An 18,315-nucleotide genomic window follows, 5' to 3' on the forward strand; every position below is an offset into this window, starting at 1 on the left:
CATGGCTACCAAGTTCCTCATCCTTCGCTTTTCGTCGATCGGCGACATCGTGCTGACAACGCCCGTGGTTCGTTGCCTGAAGCAGCAGGTGCCCGATGCGGAAGTGCATTATGCGGCAAAACGGTCATTTGCCGCGCTGCTGGAGGATAATCCCTACATCGACAAAAAGCATTACCTGGAGGGGTCATTACAGACGCTGGTGAAGCAGTTACGTGCCGAACGATTCGATTACATTATCGACCTGCATCAGAACCTGCGTACCAGCCTTATCAAGCTCCAACTGGGCGTAAGATCGTATTCGTTCGAGAAGCTGAACCTGAACAAATGGCTGTTGGTGCGTTTCAAAATCAATACCTTACCCGATCTACATATTGTTGACCGCTACTTGGCCACGTTGCTGCCGCTGGGCATCAGCAACGATGGAAAGGGGCTGGATTACTTCATTCCGTATAAAGATCAGGTAGAGCCGAACTGGCTTCCGGCCACGCATCAGACTGGGTACGTTGCCTATGCCATTGGTGGACAGCATACTACCAAGAAACTGCCCGTCGACCGGATGATCGATCTCTGCCGGCAGATCGATTACCCGGTTGTGTTGCTGGGTGGAAAAGAAGATCAGACAGCCGCCGAAAGGATTGAAAGAGCCCTTGGGGCAGACTTGATCTACAATGCCTGCGGTCGGTATAACCTCAACCAGTCGGCCTCACTGCTCCAAGGCGCCCGCCTGGTATTCAGTCATGATACAGGGCTGATGCACATTGCGGCGGCGCTCAAAAAAAAGGTGTATTCAATCTGGGGCAATACGGTGCCCGCCTTCGGCATGTATCCGTACAAAACTCCCTACGTAGTACTGGAAAACAACAAACTTGATTGCCGTCCCTGCTCAAAAATAGGCTTCGATAAGTGCCCGCGCGGGCATTTCAACTGCATGAATGAACTCTCATTTGACTTCGATATCACGGAATTAAAACGCCAGCGCGGGGTATGAGGTCGTAGGCAACTACTTGGTTTACTAAGTATTGAGAGTAGTTTATTCTACGTTCTCATACTCGTTCCCTTATGACCCGAACCGCCGACAGTACCGTGGGCCAGCGTAGTCAGCCAGACGGGTATTTGCGCGGATCGGTCAGTAGTACCACCAACGGAATAGCCTTCGTTCCCACTTTCTCACCAGGTAGACCACCTACCATCTTCGAGCTGTCTGTGGGTGGGAAACGACTCAGTTTCGAGCCGCCACTTCGGTGTGCATTGGATGGTACACCCTGGTCATTTTTATTCTGGTGGCGGTATGAAGTAGTCACTGCCAACCGATTTCGCGTGCGCACCGGGGCGCATCCTGCCCTTACTTTCAGCGCCACACCCAGGCGGTAGATGGCGAGGCTAAGCAACTCGTTAACTCATTGCGCCCCGACGCTTTGCCACCGCTGAGATTGCACCCAATTGCTTCCTGAAGCTGGTTTATGCGGTCAAAAAAACTATGTACGGCAGTAGCTGAGTGTTCGTGGACACGGCATATTGGGTAACTTCGTTCTTCGGACTACCAGGGTAGCCCCGCCTGACTGTCGTTGTGATGAATACTAGCGAAACCATTGACGAGTTTTATGAGCGAAAAGTTGGGGCAGAAGCCCTTCGCTGGGTACCCGATACCCTCAAAAACGAGATCGGGCATTTCACTATTTTTCCCCTGGAACCAACAGAACCCGACAAGCCTAAATCCCTGCCTTACAAACGACGGGATTACTACAAAATCATGCTTGTACTGGGCAACATCGACATGCACTATGCCGACCGGGTCATTACGATAGATGGTCAATCGCTGGTCTTTTCCAATCCACAAATTCCTTATAAATGCGACCGCCTGGACCAGATAACGGGCGGCTTTTATTGCATATTCAACCCGCATTTCTTTCACCGATTTGGTAATCTGACCCAGTATTCGGTCTTCCAGCCCAACGGTGATCACGTCTTTGATCTGTCGGACGAGCAGGTCCTGTATGTCAGCTCGATCTATAAAAAGATGTTCGACGAGATCGACTCCGACTACATCCATAAATATGATGTGCTGCGTAATCTGGTGTTCGAACTGCTGCACATTGCCATGAAGATGCAGCCGTCGACCAAATTCGATACACAGCCTATCAATGCCTCGCAACGAATTGCTTCTCTGTTTCTGGAACTCCTGGAACGGCAATTTCCGATTGATGAAAACCATCCCGGTATTGCGCTCCGCTCGGCTTCAGACTTTGCCAGCCAGCTTAATGTGCATGTCAACCACCTGAACCGGGCGGTGAAAGGAACGACCCGGAAAACGACTTCCCAACTCATTGCGGAACGGGTGCTACAAGAGGCTAAGATCATGCTTCGGCACAGCGCCTGGGGCATATCAGAAATCGCCTATGCCCTGGGGTTCAACGAGGTGACCCATTTCAATAACTTCTTCAAGAAACACGTTCAGCTAAGCCCGTCTAAGTTTCGGCAGGGTTAATCAGCATCAGGGGTTATACTGTCGGGAACGATGTTGCAGAGAAATGGAACGTACCCGATAGATAAACGCTCGCCTCCGCTTTACATAAGTGACTGGTACTCTTCATTGCCAGCCTGCCGACTGATCGCTGTCGGGCGGTTAAGAAGCACCGGCAATCGAACCACCTATCCATATGACAAAGAGAGTCGCTATCGTGACGGGAGCCGCCCGGGGAATTGGGCTGGCTACCGCCACCTTGTTTCTGGCCGATGACTGGCAAGTGGCCTTGGTTGACCGCGACGAAACAGCACTACAGCAGGCCGCCGGGGCGTTGCCAGGTACGTTGCCGATTCGCTGTGATGTCTCGATTCCGGCTAACGTCACGGAGATGGTCGCGACCGTATTGACAACATTCGGACGGATTGATGCGCTGGTCAATAATGCCGGGGTTGCCAGCTTCAAGCCGCTCGAAGACATGGATTTTGACGATTGGCGAACCGTTATGGCAACCAATCTGGATGGTGTTTTCCTTTGCTCGATGGCCGCCGTTCCCGCGTTGAAAGAAACCAAAGGGGCCATCGTCAATATAGCGTCTATCTCGGCCGTACGGGCCAGTACCCTTCGGGTGGCCTATGGCACGTCGAAAGCGGCCGTGGTGCATTTAACCAAACAATTGGCCGTGGAACTGGGCGACTATGGCGTGCGGGTAAACTGCGTCTCGCCAGGCCCGGTCAAGACAAAGCTGGCCGAAGCCGTTCACTCTCCCGAAATCATTAAAGCATATTACGACGGTATTCCCCTGCACCGCTCTGCTACCGAACTGGACATTGCGGAAACCGTTTTCTTCCTCTGCTCCACCAAAGCGGCCTACATCACCGGACAAATGATTGCCGTGGATGGCGGATTCGATGCGGCGGGAATCGGCCTGCCTGCCCTTCGTGCAGCCAGAGCCTGACGTTGAGTTGACCGATATAAACGCTTGGGCCAATGCAGAGCGGTGGCTTCAACGATCCGTTTGATTTTCGTAAGTTCCTGTTTGGTTTTCGTTGTTTTCTGAGCGGTTATTTCGTCAATTTTGCCTTGTCTAACTAGCACATCGGTATGCGTACAACAATGCAAAAGCGCACAGTAGGAACGAACGGCCTTGACGTATCAGCCATTGGGCTGGGCTGCATGGGCATGAGCTTCGGCTACGGGCCGGCCAAAGACACGGCGGAGATGATCCGGGTGATCCGGGCTGCCGTAGAGCAAGGCATTACCTTCTTCGATACGGCAGAAGTATACGGGCCTTATACCAACGAAGAACTCGTTGGCGAAGCCCTCGAGCCGTTCAAAGGCGAGGTGGTTATTGCTACCAAGTTTGGTTTCAATATCCAGGATGGCAAAATGGCGGGTTTGAACAGTCGGCCGGAGAATATACGGGCGGTAGCCGAAGCGTCGATGAAACGATTACGCGTTGAGGTGATCGACCTGTTCTACCAGCACCGCGTTGACCCGAACGTACCTATCGAAGACGTGGCCGGCACCGTACGCGACCTGATTCAGGAGGGTAAAGTGAAACACTTTGGCCTATCGGAGGCGGGGGCACAAACCATCCGCCGGGCCCATGCGGTTCAGCCGGTGACGGCCCTGCAAAGCGAGTATTCGATGTGGACCCGTCAGCATGAGAAGGAAATTATCCCGACCATCGACGAATTGGGCATTGGCCTGGTGGCCTATAGCCCATTGGGTAAGGGATACCTGACAGGTAAGATTGATGAAACTACCCAGTTTGCGGCCGGTGATATTCGTAACACGCTACCCCGCTACACGGAAGAAGCCCGGGCAGCCAACAAAGCGTTGCTCGATCTGCTCAATCAGTTTGCAGACCGTCACCAGGCCACGAACGCTCAGATTGCCCTGGCGTGGGTACTCGCTCAGAAACCCTGGATTGTGCCTATTCCCGGCACCACGAAACGGCACCGCCTGACAGAAAATAACGGAGCCGCCGCCATTCAGCTAACGGCCGACGAGCTTCAGGACATTGAAAATGCTTCCGCTCAGATTCAGGTGGTCGGAACGCGCTATACCGAACAAATGGAGAAATCGACAGGCCTGTAATGACGCTGGATGGGGCATCCGGTGCCGTGGTGAACGTGCCCAGGGTCTGATCATCTACCCACCAAAGACCTGCTTTTAAAAGAGCGGGTCTTTTCTCAGGTACGTTGCCGGTCGACGTTTTGCCAAAAAGGACGGCCTTTTAGCATGTCCGATTCAGTAGCAATGCCTTCGCTCGACACAACAAACACGTTTCCTGCCTGCGGGGCGGGCCATTGTTTGGCAACTGACACAACGGCTTCGGCCACCTCTTCTTTCGTTTGAGCCAACGTCATCCCGGCAACGAAATCGGCTTCCGAAACGCCCATGAATTTGGCATACTCAGGCACTACAGCATCGCCCGTACCCGTATCTTTCATGAGCCGCCAGGGGGCCAGCGTCAGGAAGCGCAAGCCAAGTCCGAGTCGGTCCGAGGCCAGCTGTGCGTAGTTTGCCAGAAACATCTGCATCCGCTTTGCCCCCGCATAGCCGCCCGAGATGGGTGAGCCGCCCAGGGCCGCACCGCTGGCTATAAACAGGATGAGCGTACCCGCCTTGGCAGGGGTCGTGAGCGCAGACTGCAACAACATGTACGATGCCTTTACATCGATGTTCCAATTTGTGCTAAACGTTTCCCAGTCCAGCTCAAATACGGGTTGGGTGGGTGGTGTTGCCCCGCCAGCAAGGATCACCACATCGGGTGAATCCTGAAAGATGGCTTCAATTGTACTGGCGTCCGTCATATCGGCCTGCAACGTGCGCACAGCAGGAAAGTCGTCCGCAAGGTCGGTAAGCGATTGGGAATGCCTGGCTACGACGAGTACATCGGCGCCTGCATGGTAGAAAGCTCCGACGATGGCGAGACCAGTGCCCCGGCTTCCGCCAATGACTACTATTTTTTTATTTGTAAGCAGGTCCATTTGAAAACAACGTGTGAAAGAGTGAATGCCTATACGTAAGTAGACCCCTTATTTCTCAGAAGGGATTGGTTGTTCTGAGGCTCGGATTTCCTTTGCCTTCGGTGAATAGGCGGGACAAACTGCCATTGATAAAGTGCGTCCAGCCCTGCGTGCAGGAGTCATAGCAGGCCACGTTGGGACGTAGACCCACGTGAGTGAACAGAAGCTGTGTCTTGTCGCCTGTTGGGCTGATATCGAAATGGATGGTTGTGCCGGTCCACTCCTGTTTGTTGTCGAAGGAAGCGAGGCAACTATCGGTCACCAGCCAGGTAATTTTTCGCGCTGGAAGAAGCGCAACAACTTTTTGCGTTGATACATGAATACCGGTAAAATGGACGGTAAACGCATCATTGAGTGTTTGTGAATTGCCCGCTACATTTTCGGTCCACCAGCGCTCAACATCATTAATCATATTGAAAACCTCTTCCGGACGCTGGTCCACCAGGAGTGTTGTTGTGAAATCTGCTGTTTTCATGCGTTTCTTTCCTGATAATCAACTTGGTCTGACAAAAGTAATGGCTTGAAAAGGCATGTGACGGGTGTGAATCAGCCATTGTGCCGGGTTGATTTAGACAAGTTCGGCTGGTAGTTTTGGCCTAAAATCGGGTCATGAAACACGTAACGATCGTAGTCCCCAAAGGCAGTGCCAACCTAAGCAGTATAACGGGCTCGCATGAAATTCTGACCAGCGCGAATGCGTACTGGCAGCGGCAGGGAAACAGGCCCATGCTGGAAGTCACGTTGGCCAGCGTAGTGGCTGACGTAAAACTGGATGCCGGCTTTGTTACGGTTCATCCCGTTCCTATTCGGACGATCAAAAAGACAGATCTACTGATCATTCCTTCGGCCCCTTACTCCGCTAAACTGATCAACGAAAACGGCGAGCTGATCGACTGGATCAGGGAACAGTATCTGGGAGGGGCTGAGATTGCCAGTATGTGTACCGGCGCCTTTCTGCTGGCTGCAACTGGCCTGCTGGATGGGAAAAGCTGTTCAACGCACTGGAGTGCGGAAGCCAGTTTTAGGCAGCTGTTCCCTGCCATCAAGCTTCAGGCTGACAAACTCATTACGTTCGAAAAAGGCATATACACGAACGGGGGGGCTTACTCTTTTCTGAACCTGGTCATTTTTTTAGTCGAGCGATATGTTGATCGGCAAACGGCCATCTACTGCTCGAAAATCTTTCAGATCGACATGGAGCGAACCTCCCAATCGCCCTTCTTTATTTTCCAGACCCAGAAGAACCACGGCGATCGGCTCATTGAACAGGCGCAGACATACATCGAAGAAAACCTGGGCGGAAAGATCTCTTTTGAGGAACTAGCCGCCAGGCTGGCCATCAGCCGACGCAACTTTGACCGGCGTTTTAGCAAAGCCACCGGTAATACGCCCGTCGAGTATTTGCAGCGGGTGAAAGTCGAAGTAGCTAAAAAGTCGCTGGAAAAGGGCCGAAAATCCATCTTCGAGGTCATGGAGGAAGTTGGCTATTCGGACGACAAGGCGTTTCGGGAGGTATTCAAAAAAATAACCAGCCTGTCGCCCCTGGAATACAGAGCGAAGTACAATAGGGAGGCTTCGTCGGTATAACGTTGGGTATCGCGCTAAGGCGTTGCCAAAAGCCATTCGCCAGGGCTGAGGGGGCGTATGGCCAGTTCCGACACCAGAAAGCTACTTTCTGTCTAAATTGCCAGGGTCCAGTGTGACATGCCGGATCCGTTGCCGCTTCCAGGTGTAGGTGATGTGAAGCAACCCGTCGGCTGTCTGAATCACGGCCGGATAGGAGTATTCGCCAGGCTCATTTTCAAGCACCGCCAGTGTTTTCCAGTCCTGTCCATTCGCTGAGATAGCTACATGCAATGGCGTGCGGGGACCGCCAAACTGACCAGGCGTTGGCGAGGCAGGATTATACACCAAAACTTGCCGGCCATCAGCCAGCGTGACGGCATCGGTACCCGAATTTGGGTTGGGCAGGTTGGTCTTTTGCAACGAAGACCACGTTTTGCCCCTATCGCGCGACCATGTTTCCAGAATAAAGCCACTCTGCTGACTTCGACAAAGGGCCTGAAGCACCCCGCCCGGATGAAACAGGAGGCTTGGCTGAATGGCTCCATCCGTAACGCCGTCGTTGATAGGGGGCGTCTTTTGCCAGGTCTTCCCCCAATCGGAGGTTTGCTCGAAATGCACGCGCCAGTTATGCTCTTCGGAGCTGCTGGGACATAGCAACGTACCTGAGGAGAGCAACACCGGTTTGTTTTTGATTGGGCCGAGAATGCCATCGGGCAGGCGTTCTGCCGGTGACCAGGTCTTTCCGTTGTCGGCTGAGCGCTTAAGCATGCCCCACCAGGTCGATGGGCTGGGCCCTACCTTATAAAACAGCAACAACTGGCCGTTGGGAATCTGAAATAATACGGGATTCCAGCAGGGTAGGTGCTTGCCATCTGCCTGAACGCCCGTGGCCACTTCGACCGGGGGAGCCCATTGCTTGCTGGTGCGGAGGCTTAGCCAGATGCCTACATCAGGATGGCGCTCGTACTGCCCGCCAAAAAAAGCGGCTACCAGCCCCGCTGGTGTTTCGGCCAGCGTGGAGGCATGACACGACGGAAAGGGGGCCTGTTCATAGAGCCAGTCGCGCTGAATCTGCTGGCTGACAGCCTGAGCCAGACAGGATCGGATGAACAACGAACCGCAAAGACCGAGGAAAAGGGTGAAACGCATCATGGGCTGAAAATACAACTGAATGGGAGGCCTGCTGCTTGGGCCACCGGGTTTATCGAGAGTGGTACCGCGATAACGCCAACGGGTCGACGCAGCAGCGCCCCTGAATAAAGTCAGGTGGCTGGGTACGTTGCCCGTCGTGCCTATCCAAATGGCCAGCGAACGTACCCCCGCAGGCCTGGCGCATACAGGCGGCTGGCGACGTGGCCAGTCCGACCAGCGCTATGGAAGGGAATGGTAGAGCCGACTATGTACTTCAACATCACTTTTTGCCAAGCTGGGGGTGAATCCAGATGAAATCCAGGTAGGCCAGGTTGGCTCCTTTGTTGTAATAGAGGGTGATCAGGTTTGGACCGGCAGTAGGAAAATAGATTTCACCGATGGTGGCTTGTGTCCAGCGGTGATAGTCCCCCGTGTTTTCAGGCAGCACAAGGTTAGCCGCTTTGACACCATTCAGCCATACCGACGATTTATTGTCCTGAAAGCCGTAGATCGTACTGATCCTGTACCGCCCGGGTACTTTCACGTCAACCGTGTAGTTGGTCCACTCGCCATCGTCCTGCCAGCCGATGTATAGCTGATTCACTTTTGGATCGACCTTGTTGGGATGGTTGAAATCGGCGAAATCTTTGGTGAATGAAATGTCGACCCCTTCTTTTTCCCGGAAGTGGAGCAGGTAGTCGGGAATACCCGGCCGAAAATGGGCTGGCTCCCGGTTCAGTTTACCGCTTCCATTATTGATCGGATCGGTATCGTGGTAAGCAACACCTTCGCCGCCCAGGTCATAATAAGCCAGTTCTATCCGGCCGGGAATGGACTGAGCGCCTTTGGTATACTCGGCATCTCGGAACGGTTTACCTGTATACGCTTTCGGTATCTGCGCAACAAGTGTTGAACTGGTCAGGAACAATAAAACAGGAAAGAAGACGTAAAATCTCATGGATAGGTAAAGGGTCAGTTCAGCAGGGCCGATACGGCTTCGTCGCCGATGGCCGCCTGAACAGGTCGTGGATGCTCATCTGTAAAAACCCGAAGCGACTCGGGGGAAAGCAGTGTATTTCGACTTTCGTCGGGTTGCCCGTTTGTCAAAACGCGATTAAGGTCCAGCCCCAGGTTCGTGGCTAGAAACCGGTAAGCAGCAAAGCGTTTGCCGGGCCCGTAATCGTGTCCTTCGTCGGGTAAATGAACGTTGGCTACCTGGTTCTCTGCATTGTACAGCCGGTAAACGCCCTGCATGAATGGGTACTCAACGGCTGGCGTATTCTTGGTCCAGTCTTTACCGTCGGAGATCAGCAACAGCGGGCGGGGAGCAATCAGCGCCGCGAGTTCAGCATTGGATGTTTCGTGGGTGGGGCGCTTATGCACGGGCATGCCACTCTCGCAGGTACATCCGCCAAAAAAATGAGCCGATACCATCACCACCGGTACGGCCACCGCAATGCGGGGATCAAGCGCGGCCAGCATGAAGGCCTGCGTTCCCCCGCCCGATTCGCCCGTGACGCCTATTCGCGTCGGGTCAACGTCGGGCAGGCTAAGCAGAAAATCAACCGCCCGAAGGCTGTTCAGCGCCTGCATTTTCAGGGCTTTCGGAATCTTGTGTTCGCATTGTTTGCTGTCGCCGTAGCCGATCATGTCGTAGGCAAATACGACAGCGCCCATCCGGGCCAGGGTAGCGCACCGTTGCTGGGTCGATTCGGGTGTGCGGCCATCCAGCGTTTTGGCGTGTCCATGCTGACTCAGAATGGCGGGTCGTTTACCTGTCATGCCTAGCGGGCGGTATAGGTTGCCCGTAACAAAAATACCCGGTATGCTCTCGAAGGCCACATTTTCGACCGTATACCCATCCAGTTGCCGCAGGCTATGGCGGAGGGGTTTCAAGGGGGCAAACGCTGGTTTTTCGGGCAGCTCCATCCCGTCGCGAAGTCCCCGCCGAAGCAGGGTCGCCCGCTTTTCCCAGGCCTCACGGGTCAGGTACGTTCGTGCTGTATCGGCAAGGCGTTTAGCGCCTTCCGCTTCAGCATAATAAGCACCCTGTCGCAGGTCGGGACGGGCGGGGTTGGGCTGGCCAATAACGGTCAGCGATACACACAGACCGCTGACAATACCAGGAAACTGGGCGAAACGAAGCATACTGGCTAAAGCACTGAGCCAGTATGCTTCTACCGGTTGTCGGTATGTTGCCTTACCCGAGACCTACCAATTGTACAACCGCATCACGGTAGGGTTCTACAGGATCACTATTCTTGTATTTTACCGTGTTTCAGGGAACAACAGTCACCTGTTTTTGGTCTTTATTCAGGGGCGATTAGCCCGTCAACTACAAGCATGGGAAAACGAAAAGACGCACACGTTCAATCGTCAGACGTTATTTTAATAGGTGCGGGCATCATGAGTGCTACGCTTGGGGTAATGCTGAAGGAGCTAAACCCGGATATTACGATTCAAATTTTTGAGCGGCTCGATCAGGCCGCTGCCGAGAGCTCGGACGCCTGGAACAATGCGGGTACCGGACACTCCGCTTTCTGCGAACTCAACTACACGCCCGAACGCGAAGACGGCACCATCGAAACAGCAAAAGCCGTGAAGATTGCCGAATCGTTTGAGCAGTCGAAGCAATTCTGGGCCCACCTGGTTGAAGAGGGCTTTCTGAAAGACGCACCTAATTTCATTCGCCCCATCCCACACATGAGTTTCGTGTGGGGCGAAGACAATGTATCGTACCTACGCCGCCGGTACGAAGCCCTGACCCAGTCGCATCTGTTTCAAGGCATGCAATACACGGAGGACAAAGCCAAAATTGCCGACTGGACGCCCCTGGTTATGGATGGCCGTGACGCCTCGCAGCCGGTAGCCGCCACCCGGATGGACATGGGTACCGATGTGAATTTCGGTACACTGACCCGGGCCATGTTCCGTCGGCTGGAGGAGATGCCCGGTGTCACGATGTATTTTGCGCATGATGTACACGAGATCTGGCGGTCGAAAACATTAGGAGGCTGGAAGATCGAAGTCGAGAATGTAACTACCGGTGCTACCCGCGATGTACACGCCAGGTTTGTGTTCATCGGGGCCGGTGGTGGTTCGTTGCGCTTACTCGAAAAATCGGCCATTCCCGAAAGTCGTGGCTACGGTGGGTTCCCCGTCAGTGGCCAGTGGCTGCGTTGCCTGAACCGCGACATTATTGACCGGCATCAGGCCAAAGTCTACGGCAAAGCGTCGGTTGGTGCGCCGCCCATGTCAGTACCGCACCTGGACACACGCATGATCGACGGCAAACGGGAACTGCTGTTTGGCCCGTATGCCGGATTCTCAACGAAGTTCCTGAAAAACGGTTCGTATGCCGACCTGCCCAAGTCGATTCAGATGGGCAACCTGGCACCAATGCTTATGGCCGGACTGCACAATATTTCGCTGACGAAATACCTGATACAACAGGTGATGCAGTCGCCAGAAGACAAGCTGGCGGCGTTGCGCGACTATTTCCCCGAGGCAGAACTGAAGGACTGGGAATTGGAGATTGCTGGGCAGCGGGTGCAGGTGATCAAGAAGGATGATGAGGAAGGGGGTGTGCTCGAATTTGGTACCGAAGTGGTCAGTGCCGCCGATGGAAGCATTGCTGCTTTGCTGGGTGCTTCACCGGGCGCGTCAACCGCCGTCTCGATCATGATCGATCTGCTGAACAAATGTTTCCCTACGGAAATGCAATCGGCCGACTGGCAGGAGAAGTTCCGCAAGATGATTCCAAGCTTCGGTCGATCACTGGCGAAAGATGCCGAACTGACGCAGCAAATGCGCGAACACACCAGCCGCATACTGGGCCTGACGCAGTACGAGTTCACGGCATAACGGGGAGTCAGGTACGTTGCTGACGCGTGGCCCTTCGACCAGGTGTCAGCAACGTACCTGACTAAATAAAAACATGAGTCATCCCGAAGTTTGATAGGGCTGGCTAAAACGTGAAAACATTCCGAGTTTAGTGGTGCCAACTACTAACCGGAAGGTTTTCTTATGTCCAAAGACGCTGTAAAAGTCGGCCCTGCCTCCGACGATGTCAAGCAACAGGCAGGCTATTTTTATGACCTGCTCCAAGACGTTGTCCAACCCCTCCTAGATCGACTTGATCAGCTGGATATACTGTGGTCGGTTGTGCTGGCCTACGCTCGTCGATGCGGTTCCCCGCCGGGACAGATTGAGGCCTGCTGGCGCTTTTCCAAGAGTGAACTGGCGCTTCAGTCCCCCCGGCTCTGGTTGTGGGCTAACCGACTCAAGCTGATGATGATGGTGGCGCTGGTTTATGCCTTCCTACTCTCGTTACTGGTGATCGACAAGCAAGCGGATCGGCTGGCTTTATTGCGGCACTGGTGCCACCGAACAGGAAAGCGGTGCCAGTCTGCACTGACACCGCTTTATCGACTACGAGCTGCCTTGGCCGCTCTTCTGACTACTTATCAAATCATCACCCAAACTTCGGGATGACTCATGTTTTTGCTGAAATGTGGTTAATCTACACGCGCTCTATTTTCACTTTCAGGACAAACTCATCCATTTCGATGTCAACGGCTGATCCGTTCAGGCCGGTGACTAGCTCGAGTTGAACGGCTTGCACTTCCTGCTGAATGTAGGCTTTATTGGCTTCTACGGCCGCCGCCAGCAAGTCATTGTTGCGCTCCAGTTCAATGCGGATCTTGTCGGTCACCTCGAACTGCTGATCTTTCCGCAGATTCTGAATCCGGTTTACCACATCACGGGCAATGCCTTCGCGGCGCAGTTCATCGGTCACATTCACGTCGAGCGCCACCGTCAATGGCCCGTCGGCAGCAACCACCCAACCCGGAATATCCTCAGTCAGGATGTCCACGTCAGAAAGCGTAATGGCAAAGCCTGCCAGATCAATTTGCTGGGTACGTTCCAGGTCGGCCAGTTGATCGCCATTCATGCCGGTGATGGCTGCGGCAACGTCTTTCATCTGCTTCCCGAATTTTGGTCCGAGTGCCTTGAAGTTTGGCTTCACTTTCTTGGTCAGAATCCCACTGGCATCATCCACAAACTCCACCGCCTTCACGTTCACCTCCGACTGAATGATCGGGGCCACATGCTCGATCTGCCGACGGGTATCGGGCGTGAGCACAGGAATCAGCAGGCGAGACAGGGGCTGACGAACTTTCAGCTTGTGTCCTTTTCGTAAGCCGTGAACCATTGAACTGATCTGCTGCGCCAGGGCCATCGACGTTTCCAGATCGGTATCGATCCAGCTTTCATCGGCGGTTGCCCAGTCGGTGAAATGAACCGAGTCGTGCCTCAACGGTGTGTTTCGGGCAATCGATTCGTCCCGAACGCTCTCGGTCAGGTTCTGGTACAACCAGTCGGCGTAGAAGGGCGCAATGGGCGACATCAACTGCGAAACGGTTGTCAGGCAGTGGTGCAGGGTCTGATAAGCTGCCCGTTTGTCGGTGCTCATCTCCGAAGCGTCGGCCGCACCCGCCCAGAAACGGCGACGACACAGCCGGACATACCAGTTCGAGAGTTGATCGTTCACAAAATCCTGCACCAGTCGGCCCGCCTTGGTTGGATTGTATCCATCAAACTGTTCGGTTACTTCTTTAATCAGCGTGTTCAGCTTCGACAGAATCCAGCGGTCCAGCTCGGGCAGTTGCTCACGCGGTACTCGTGGTCCGGCATCCCGGTCGAACTGTTCGATGGTATAGCCGTCGAGGTTGGCGTACAGCGCAAAGAAATTATACGTGTTCGTCAGGGTGCCGAAGAAGCGACGCTGTACTTCGGCAATACCGTCGATGTTGAATTTCAGGTTGTCCCAGGGCTCGGCATTGGTGATCATGTACCAGCGCGTGGCATCGGCCCCATACGTACCCAGCGTATCGAATGGATCAACACCGTTGCCCAGCCGCTTCGACATTTTGTTGCCGTTCTTATCCAGTACCAGTCCGGTCGATACCACGTTTTTGAACGCGACCGAATCGAACAGCATCCCGGCGATGGCGTGGAGCGTGAAGAACCAGCCGCGCGTCTGATCGACGCCTTCCGAGATGAAATCAGCCGGGAACGACCGCTCGAACACCTCCTGATTCTCGAACGGATAATGCCACTGCGCATACGGCATAGCCCCCGAGTCGAACCAAACGTCGATCAGGTCCGGCTCGCGCTGCATCAGCTGACCATCTTCCGAGACGAAATAGATTTCGTCGGAATAAGGGCGATGCAGATCGAACGTGCCTGACGCATGCGCAGCCAGGAACGCTTCATTCTTGGCCCGTTGCTCGTCGGTCAGCACATCGCTTGCCAGTGCTTCCCAAACGTATCCACGCAGTTCTTCCACCGACCCAATGCAGACTTCTGCCTGCTGAACGCCGGGCGTTGGTTCGCTCCGCCAGATCGGTAGGGGCGTACCCCAGAACCGGCTACGGCTCAGGTTCCAGTCGACCAGGTTTTCGAGCCAGTTGCCGAACCGACCGGTACCCGTGCTCTCGGGTTGCCAGTTGATGGTCTTGTTCAGTGCCACCAGCCGGTCTTTTACCGCCGTGGTTTTAATGAACCAGCTGTCGAGCGGATAGTACAGAATGGGTTTGTCCGTCCGCCAGCAGTGGGGGTAAGGGTGCTCGTATTTCTCGACCCGGAACGCCTTGTTTTCTTCTTTCAACTGAATGGCGATCAGCACATCCGTTGGTTTGAACTCAGGGTCAGCCCGCTCTTCGTCGCTGTAATATTCTTCTTTAACGTACCTGCCCGCATAGTCGGTGATTTCGGCTACGAACTGCCCGTGGCGATCCACGATAGGGACGTCTTTGCCCGTCTCGTCTTTCACCATGATGGCCGGAATACCGTTTTGCTGCGATACCCGGAAGTCATCGGCCCCGAAGGTTGGCGAGGTATGCACGATGCCCGTACCGTCTTCGGTCGTCACGAAATCGCCAAGGATAACCCGGAACGGCTTGCCTTCAGAAGGTGCTGGCTGCACATACGGCATCAGCTGCTCGTACTCGATACCTTCGAGGTGCTGCCCTTTAAACTCCGACACCAGCGACCAGGGAATTACCTTATCCGTTGGCAGATAGGCTTCAAACGCCGCCAGGCTTTTCTCTGATTCAACTTTCGCCTTTTCGCTAAACCAGCGACCAACCAGGTTCTTCGCCAGTACCACATGCACGATCCGGTGCGTGTACGGATTCAGCGTTTTCACCAACACGTAGTCAATAGTGGCACCAACCGTCAGGGCCGAGTTGGCGGGCAGGGTCCAGGGTGTAGTTGTCCAGGCCAGGATATACACGTCGGCATCCTGCGAATCGAAAAAGAGGAAGCCCGATTTGCCGTTTGGCTTCACCTTGAACTGCGCCACGATGGTGGTATCCCGCACATCGCGATACGTACCTGGCATGTTCAGTTCATGCGAACTCAGGCCCGTGCCGGCTTTCGGTGAAAACGGCTGGATCGTGTAGCCTTTATACAGCAAGCCTTTGTCGTACAGCTTTTTCAGCAGCGACCAGACCGACTCGATGTAGTTGTTTTCGTAGGTAACGTACGGGTGTTCGAGGTCAACCCAGTAGCCCATCTTTTCGGTCAGGTCATTCCAGCGGTCGGTGAACCGCATGACCGTTTCCCGGCATTTCTGATTGTAGTCCTCTACGCTGATGGTCTTCCCAATATCGTCTTTGGTAATGCCCAGTTCTTTCTCGACCTGTAGCTCGATGGGCAGGCCGTGGGTATCCCACCCACCTTTGCGGTCGACCTGAAACCCTTGCAGGGTTTTGTACCGGCAAAAAATATCTTTGATCGTCCGGGCCATCACGTGGTGAATGCCGGGCATGCCATTGGCCGAGGGTGGACCTTCGTAAAACGTAAACGTGGGCTTGCCTTCACGCAGGCTTACCGACTGTTCAAACGCATGGGTACGTTTCCAGTGGTCGAGGACTTCATCGGCCAACCGGGCGTAGTCAAGATTTTTATATTCTTTATAGTTCACGGCGTAACGCAGGTCATTTCAGGATGCAAAGATACGGCATCTTCTTAACCCTATAAGGTCTTGCGGCCTGTATAGGTTTCCTGCAACCGGGTAACGCGAATAAACCGTACCTGGTTTGTCGATTTCAGCTAGCCTCTGTCAGGTGAATGACGCTCTAAACTCCAGGGGCGATAGCGTCGTTTTGGCCTTGAATAGCTTGCTGAACGACTGTAAATGCTCGAAACCCAGTTCATAGGCAATTTCACTGACTGACAGATGGGTGGTCGATAACTTCTCTTTGGCTTTCGCGATCAGCTTATCGTGAATATGCTGCTGGGTGTTTTGCCCCGTTACCAGGCGCAGGAGATTACTTAAATACTTGGGCGACAGGTGCAGGTAATCGGCAACGTACCGAACCGTGGGCAGGCCTCGTTCGGCCAAATCAGGACTGTTGAACCACTCGTGCAGCAGGGTTTCTAACCGATCAAGCACCTGATGATTCGCTTTTTCCCGGGTAATGAACTGGCGATGGTAAAATCGGTCAGCATAATTCAGCAAACTACCGAGTTGCGAAATGATGATCTGCTTACTGAAGCGGTCGATGTTGGCGCTGTATTCCTGCTCGATGGTGAGAATGATACCAACAATGATCGCTTCTTCTTTTGCCGACAGAAACAGAGTTTCATGCAGTGAATAATCCCAGAAATCATACTGCTTGATTGTTGTGGCCAGCGGTGTATTCCAGATGAAATCGGGATGGATGTACACCACCCATCCCGACTTTTCGACGGCCTCGTCACTGTTTGCAACCGTCATACTGAATACCTGGTTGGGCGACATAAACGAGAGGACGCCTTCATTGAAATCAAAGGAATGCTGTCCGTATTTTACGTTGACATTATGCATTCGTTTGACCGAGATCGAATAAAAATTCATCAGCATTGAATCTGGCTCAGCGTCGTCGCGGTGCGGAACTGTGCCAACATCCAACACACTAATAAGCGGATGCTGCGGTTTAGGCAACTGCATAAACTCATGAAATTCGCTTATCGTTTTGAACTGCCTCATGCCGGCCTGCCTTCTTTTTTCACTTCCAGGACCAGCTTCCCCCGTACACGTAAGGTTGCGCTCTCGCGGTGGGCTTCGGCTACTTCTTCCAGCGGAAACACTTTACTGATAAGCACCTTCACCTTGCCCGCGTCGATCAGCTCGGCAATCTCGGCCAACCACTCGTGGCGGGGCTGGTTGGCCGATAGCTCGCCTTTGGCGTGTTTTTGGGCGAGGGCGGTAATCACTTCCTCGTTGAATGGAAAATCCGTATTGACGCTTACAAAGATTCCGCCTTCTTTCAGGAAAGTCAACGCTTTCAGCCGTTCCGCGTTATCGCGCACGGGCGACACTTCCAGCACGACGTCTACATCGCGCACCTGCTCGCCGAGTTGTTTGCCCCGGTAATCCAGGGCCTCATCTGCCCCCAGTTGCTTCACGTACTCCAGGTTGGCAGCCGAAGCCGTACCAATGACATACGCTCCTTTTGCTTTGGCAAATTGCACCGCGAACCCCCCGACGCCTCCCGACGCGCCCTGAATCAAAATTCGTTGGCCGGGCTGTAGTTTGCCGTGTTCAAAAAGGGCTGTCCAGGCCGTTAGTCCTGCCAGCGGTACGCCACCCGCCTCATTGAAGCTGAGCCGTTTTGGTTTAAAGGCAAATTGACTGGCTTTAGCCGCACAGAATTCGGCGTAGCTGCCATCGCCGGGAAAATTAGGCTCACCAAATACGGCATCCCCTTTCTTAAACGTAGTTACCGCGCTGCCAACTTCTGCCACAATCCCGGTCACATCCCAGCCTAACGTTAACGGTAATGTCAATAAAGGCTGCAGCGCCTCGTTTGCGCCATCCCGAATTGCCCAGTCGACCGGGTTTACACCACTGGCGTACACTTCGATTAATAGTTCATCCGCCGCTGGCACCGGACGCGCCACCTCTTCCAGTTGCAGGACTTCCGGCCCGCCGTATGCATGAATTCGTACCGCTTTCATACCAGGTTTTTTTTGTTGAGTGATGCAACAAAGGTCATCACCCGCTGAAAAGCAGACTTAGTTGGAATGCCTTTTGTTTTAGCCAAAACAGCCACAAGCAGTAGTAGG

At 53.9% G+C, this 18,315-nt stretch carries 16 protein-coding genes; 8 read left to right on the plus strand and 8 right to left on the minus strand.

Annotation, left to right across the window (positions count from 1 at the left end; translation table 11 throughout):
* Nucleotide 1: 1 nt before the first annotated feature.
* From ACAW75_RS15325 to ACAW75_RS15345, 5 genes are all read left to right on the plus strand, one after another.
* Nucleotides 2-988 carry a glycosyltransferase family 9 protein gene (locus ACAW75_RS15325; RefSeq protein ID WP_370729612.1) on the plus strand — a complete coding sequence of 329 codons (987 nt, stop codon included), beginning with the start codon at nucleotides 2-4 and terminating at the stop codon, nucleotides 986-988.
* A 71-nt stretch (nucleotides 989-1,059) separates the two neighbouring features.
* Nucleotides 1,060-1,371, plus strand: coding sequence for a hypothetical protein (locus tag ACAW75_RS15330; protein WP_370729613.1), 312 nt, complete (start codon nucleotides 1,060-1,062; stop codon nucleotides 1,369-1,371).
* Between the two features lie 199 nt (nucleotides 1,372-1,570).
* Nucleotides 1,571-2,485 carry a helix-turn-helix domain-containing protein gene (locus tag ACAW75_RS15335; RefSeq protein WP_370729614.1) on the plus strand — a complete coding sequence of 305 codons (915 nt, stop codon included), beginning with the start codon at nucleotides 1,571-1,573 and terminating at the stop codon, nucleotides 2,483-2,485.
* A gap of 172 nt (nucleotides 2,486-2,657) precedes the next feature.
* Nucleotides 2,658-3,419, plus strand: coding sequence for an SDR family NAD(P)-dependent oxidoreductase (locus tag ACAW75_RS15340; RefSeq protein ID WP_370729615.1), 762 nt, complete (start codon nucleotides 2,658-2,660; stop codon nucleotides 3,417-3,419).
* Nucleotides 3,420-3,577: 158 nt separating this feature from the next.
* A complete protein-coding gene (locus ACAW75_RS15345; RefSeq protein ID WP_370729791.1) occupies nucleotides 3,578-4,564 on the plus strand; it encodes an aldo/keto reductase in 987 nt (328 codons plus the stop codon).
* Between the two features lie 95 nt (nucleotides 4,565-4,659).
* On the opposite strand, the gene ACAW75_RS15350 is transcribed toward ACAW75_RS15345, so the two are convergent.
* Together ACAW75_RS15350 and ACAW75_RS15355 are read right to left on the minus strand one after the other, a co-directional pair.
* Nucleotides 4,660-5,460, minus strand: a complete 801-nt coding sequence (locus tag ACAW75_RS15350; RefSeq protein WP_370729616.1) for an SDR family NAD(P)-dependent oxidoreductase — start codon at nucleotides 5,458-5,460, stop codon at nucleotides 4,660-4,662.
* 55 nt (nucleotides 5,461-5,515) lie between these two features.
* Nucleotides 5,516-5,974, minus strand: a complete 459-nt coding sequence (locus ACAW75_RS15355) for an SRPBCC family protein (protein WP_370729617.1) — start codon at nucleotides 5,972-5,974, stop codon at nucleotides 5,516-5,518.
* Between the two features lie 134 nt (nucleotides 5,975-6,108).
* On the opposite strand from ACAW75_RS15355, the gene ACAW75_RS15360 reads away from it, so the two are divergent.
* A complete protein-coding gene (locus ACAW75_RS15360) occupies nucleotides 6,109-7,086 on the plus strand; it encodes a GlxA family transcriptional regulator (protein ID WP_370729618.1) in 978 nt (325 codons plus the stop codon).
* An 81-nt stretch (nucleotides 7,087-7,167) separates the two neighbouring features.
* Here ACAW75_RS15360 and ACAW75_RS15365 read toward each other — a convergent pair whose 3' ends face one another.
* The 3 genes from ACAW75_RS15365 to ACAW75_RS15375 form a co-directional block, all read right to left on the minus strand.
* On the minus strand, nucleotides 7,168-8,214 hold the full coding sequence (locus ACAW75_RS15365; protein WP_370729792.1) for a sialidase family protein: 1,047 nt from the start codon (nucleotides 8,212-8,214) through the stop codon (nucleotides 7,168-7,170).
* Between the two features lie 262 nt (nucleotides 8,215-8,476).
* Entirely contained in the window at nucleotides 8,477-9,154 is a 678-nt protein-coding gene (locus ACAW75_RS15370; RefSeq protein ID WP_370729619.1) for a carbohydrate-binding protein, read from the minus strand.
* 14 nt (nucleotides 9,155-9,168) lie between these two features.
* Entirely contained in the window at nucleotides 9,169-10,344 is a 1,176-nt protein-coding gene (locus tag ACAW75_RS15375) for an alpha/beta hydrolase family protein (RefSeq protein ID WP_370729620.1), read from the minus strand.
* Nucleotides 10,345-10,380: 36 nt separating this feature from the next.
* Here ACAW75_RS15375 and ACAW75_RS15380 point away from each other — a divergent pair, with 36 nt between their 5' ends.
* Nucleotides 10,381-12,060, plus strand: a complete 1,680-nt coding sequence (locus ACAW75_RS15380) for a malate:quinone oxidoreductase (protein WP_370729621.1) — start codon at nucleotides 10,381-10,383, stop codon at nucleotides 12,058-12,060.
* Nucleotides 12,061-12,222: 162 nt separating this feature from the next.
* Nucleotides 12,223-12,690, plus strand: coding sequence for a hypothetical protein (locus ACAW75_RS15385; RefSeq protein WP_370729622.1), 468 nt, complete (start codon nucleotides 12,223-12,225; stop codon nucleotides 12,688-12,690).
* A 28-nt stretch (nucleotides 12,691-12,718) separates the two neighbouring features.
* On the opposite strand, the gene ileS is transcribed toward ACAW75_RS15385, so the two are convergent.
* The 3 genes from ileS to ACAW75_RS15400 all read right to left on the minus strand — a co-directional run bounded on the left by ileS (nucleotide 12,719) and on the right by ACAW75_RS15400 (nucleotide 18,207).
* A complete protein-coding gene (ileS, locus tag ACAW75_RS15390; RefSeq protein ID WP_370729623.1) occupies nucleotides 12,719-16,189 on the minus strand; it encodes an isoleucine--tRNA ligase in 3,471 nt (1,156 codons plus the stop codon).
* A 138-nt stretch (nucleotides 16,190-16,327) separates the two neighbouring features.
* Entirely contained in the window at nucleotides 16,328-17,236 is a 909-nt protein-coding gene (locus ACAW75_RS15395; RefSeq protein WP_370729624.1) for a helix-turn-helix domain-containing protein, read from the minus strand.
* Nucleotides 17,233-18,207, minus strand: a complete 975-nt coding sequence (locus ACAW75_RS15400; RefSeq protein ID WP_370729625.1) for an NADP-dependent oxidoreductase — start codon at nucleotides 18,205-18,207, stop codon at nucleotides 17,233-17,235. The genes ACAW75_RS15395 and ACAW75_RS15400 overlap by 4 nt, the downstream gene beginning before the upstream one ends.
* Nucleotides 18,208-18,315 lie beyond the last annotated feature (108 nt).

Source organism: Fibrella arboris (genome assembly GCF_041321095.1).
In the GTDB taxonomy this organism is placed as follows: domain Bacteria; phylum Bacteroidota; class Bacteroidia; order Cytophagales; family Spirosomataceae; genus Fibrella; species Fibrella arboris.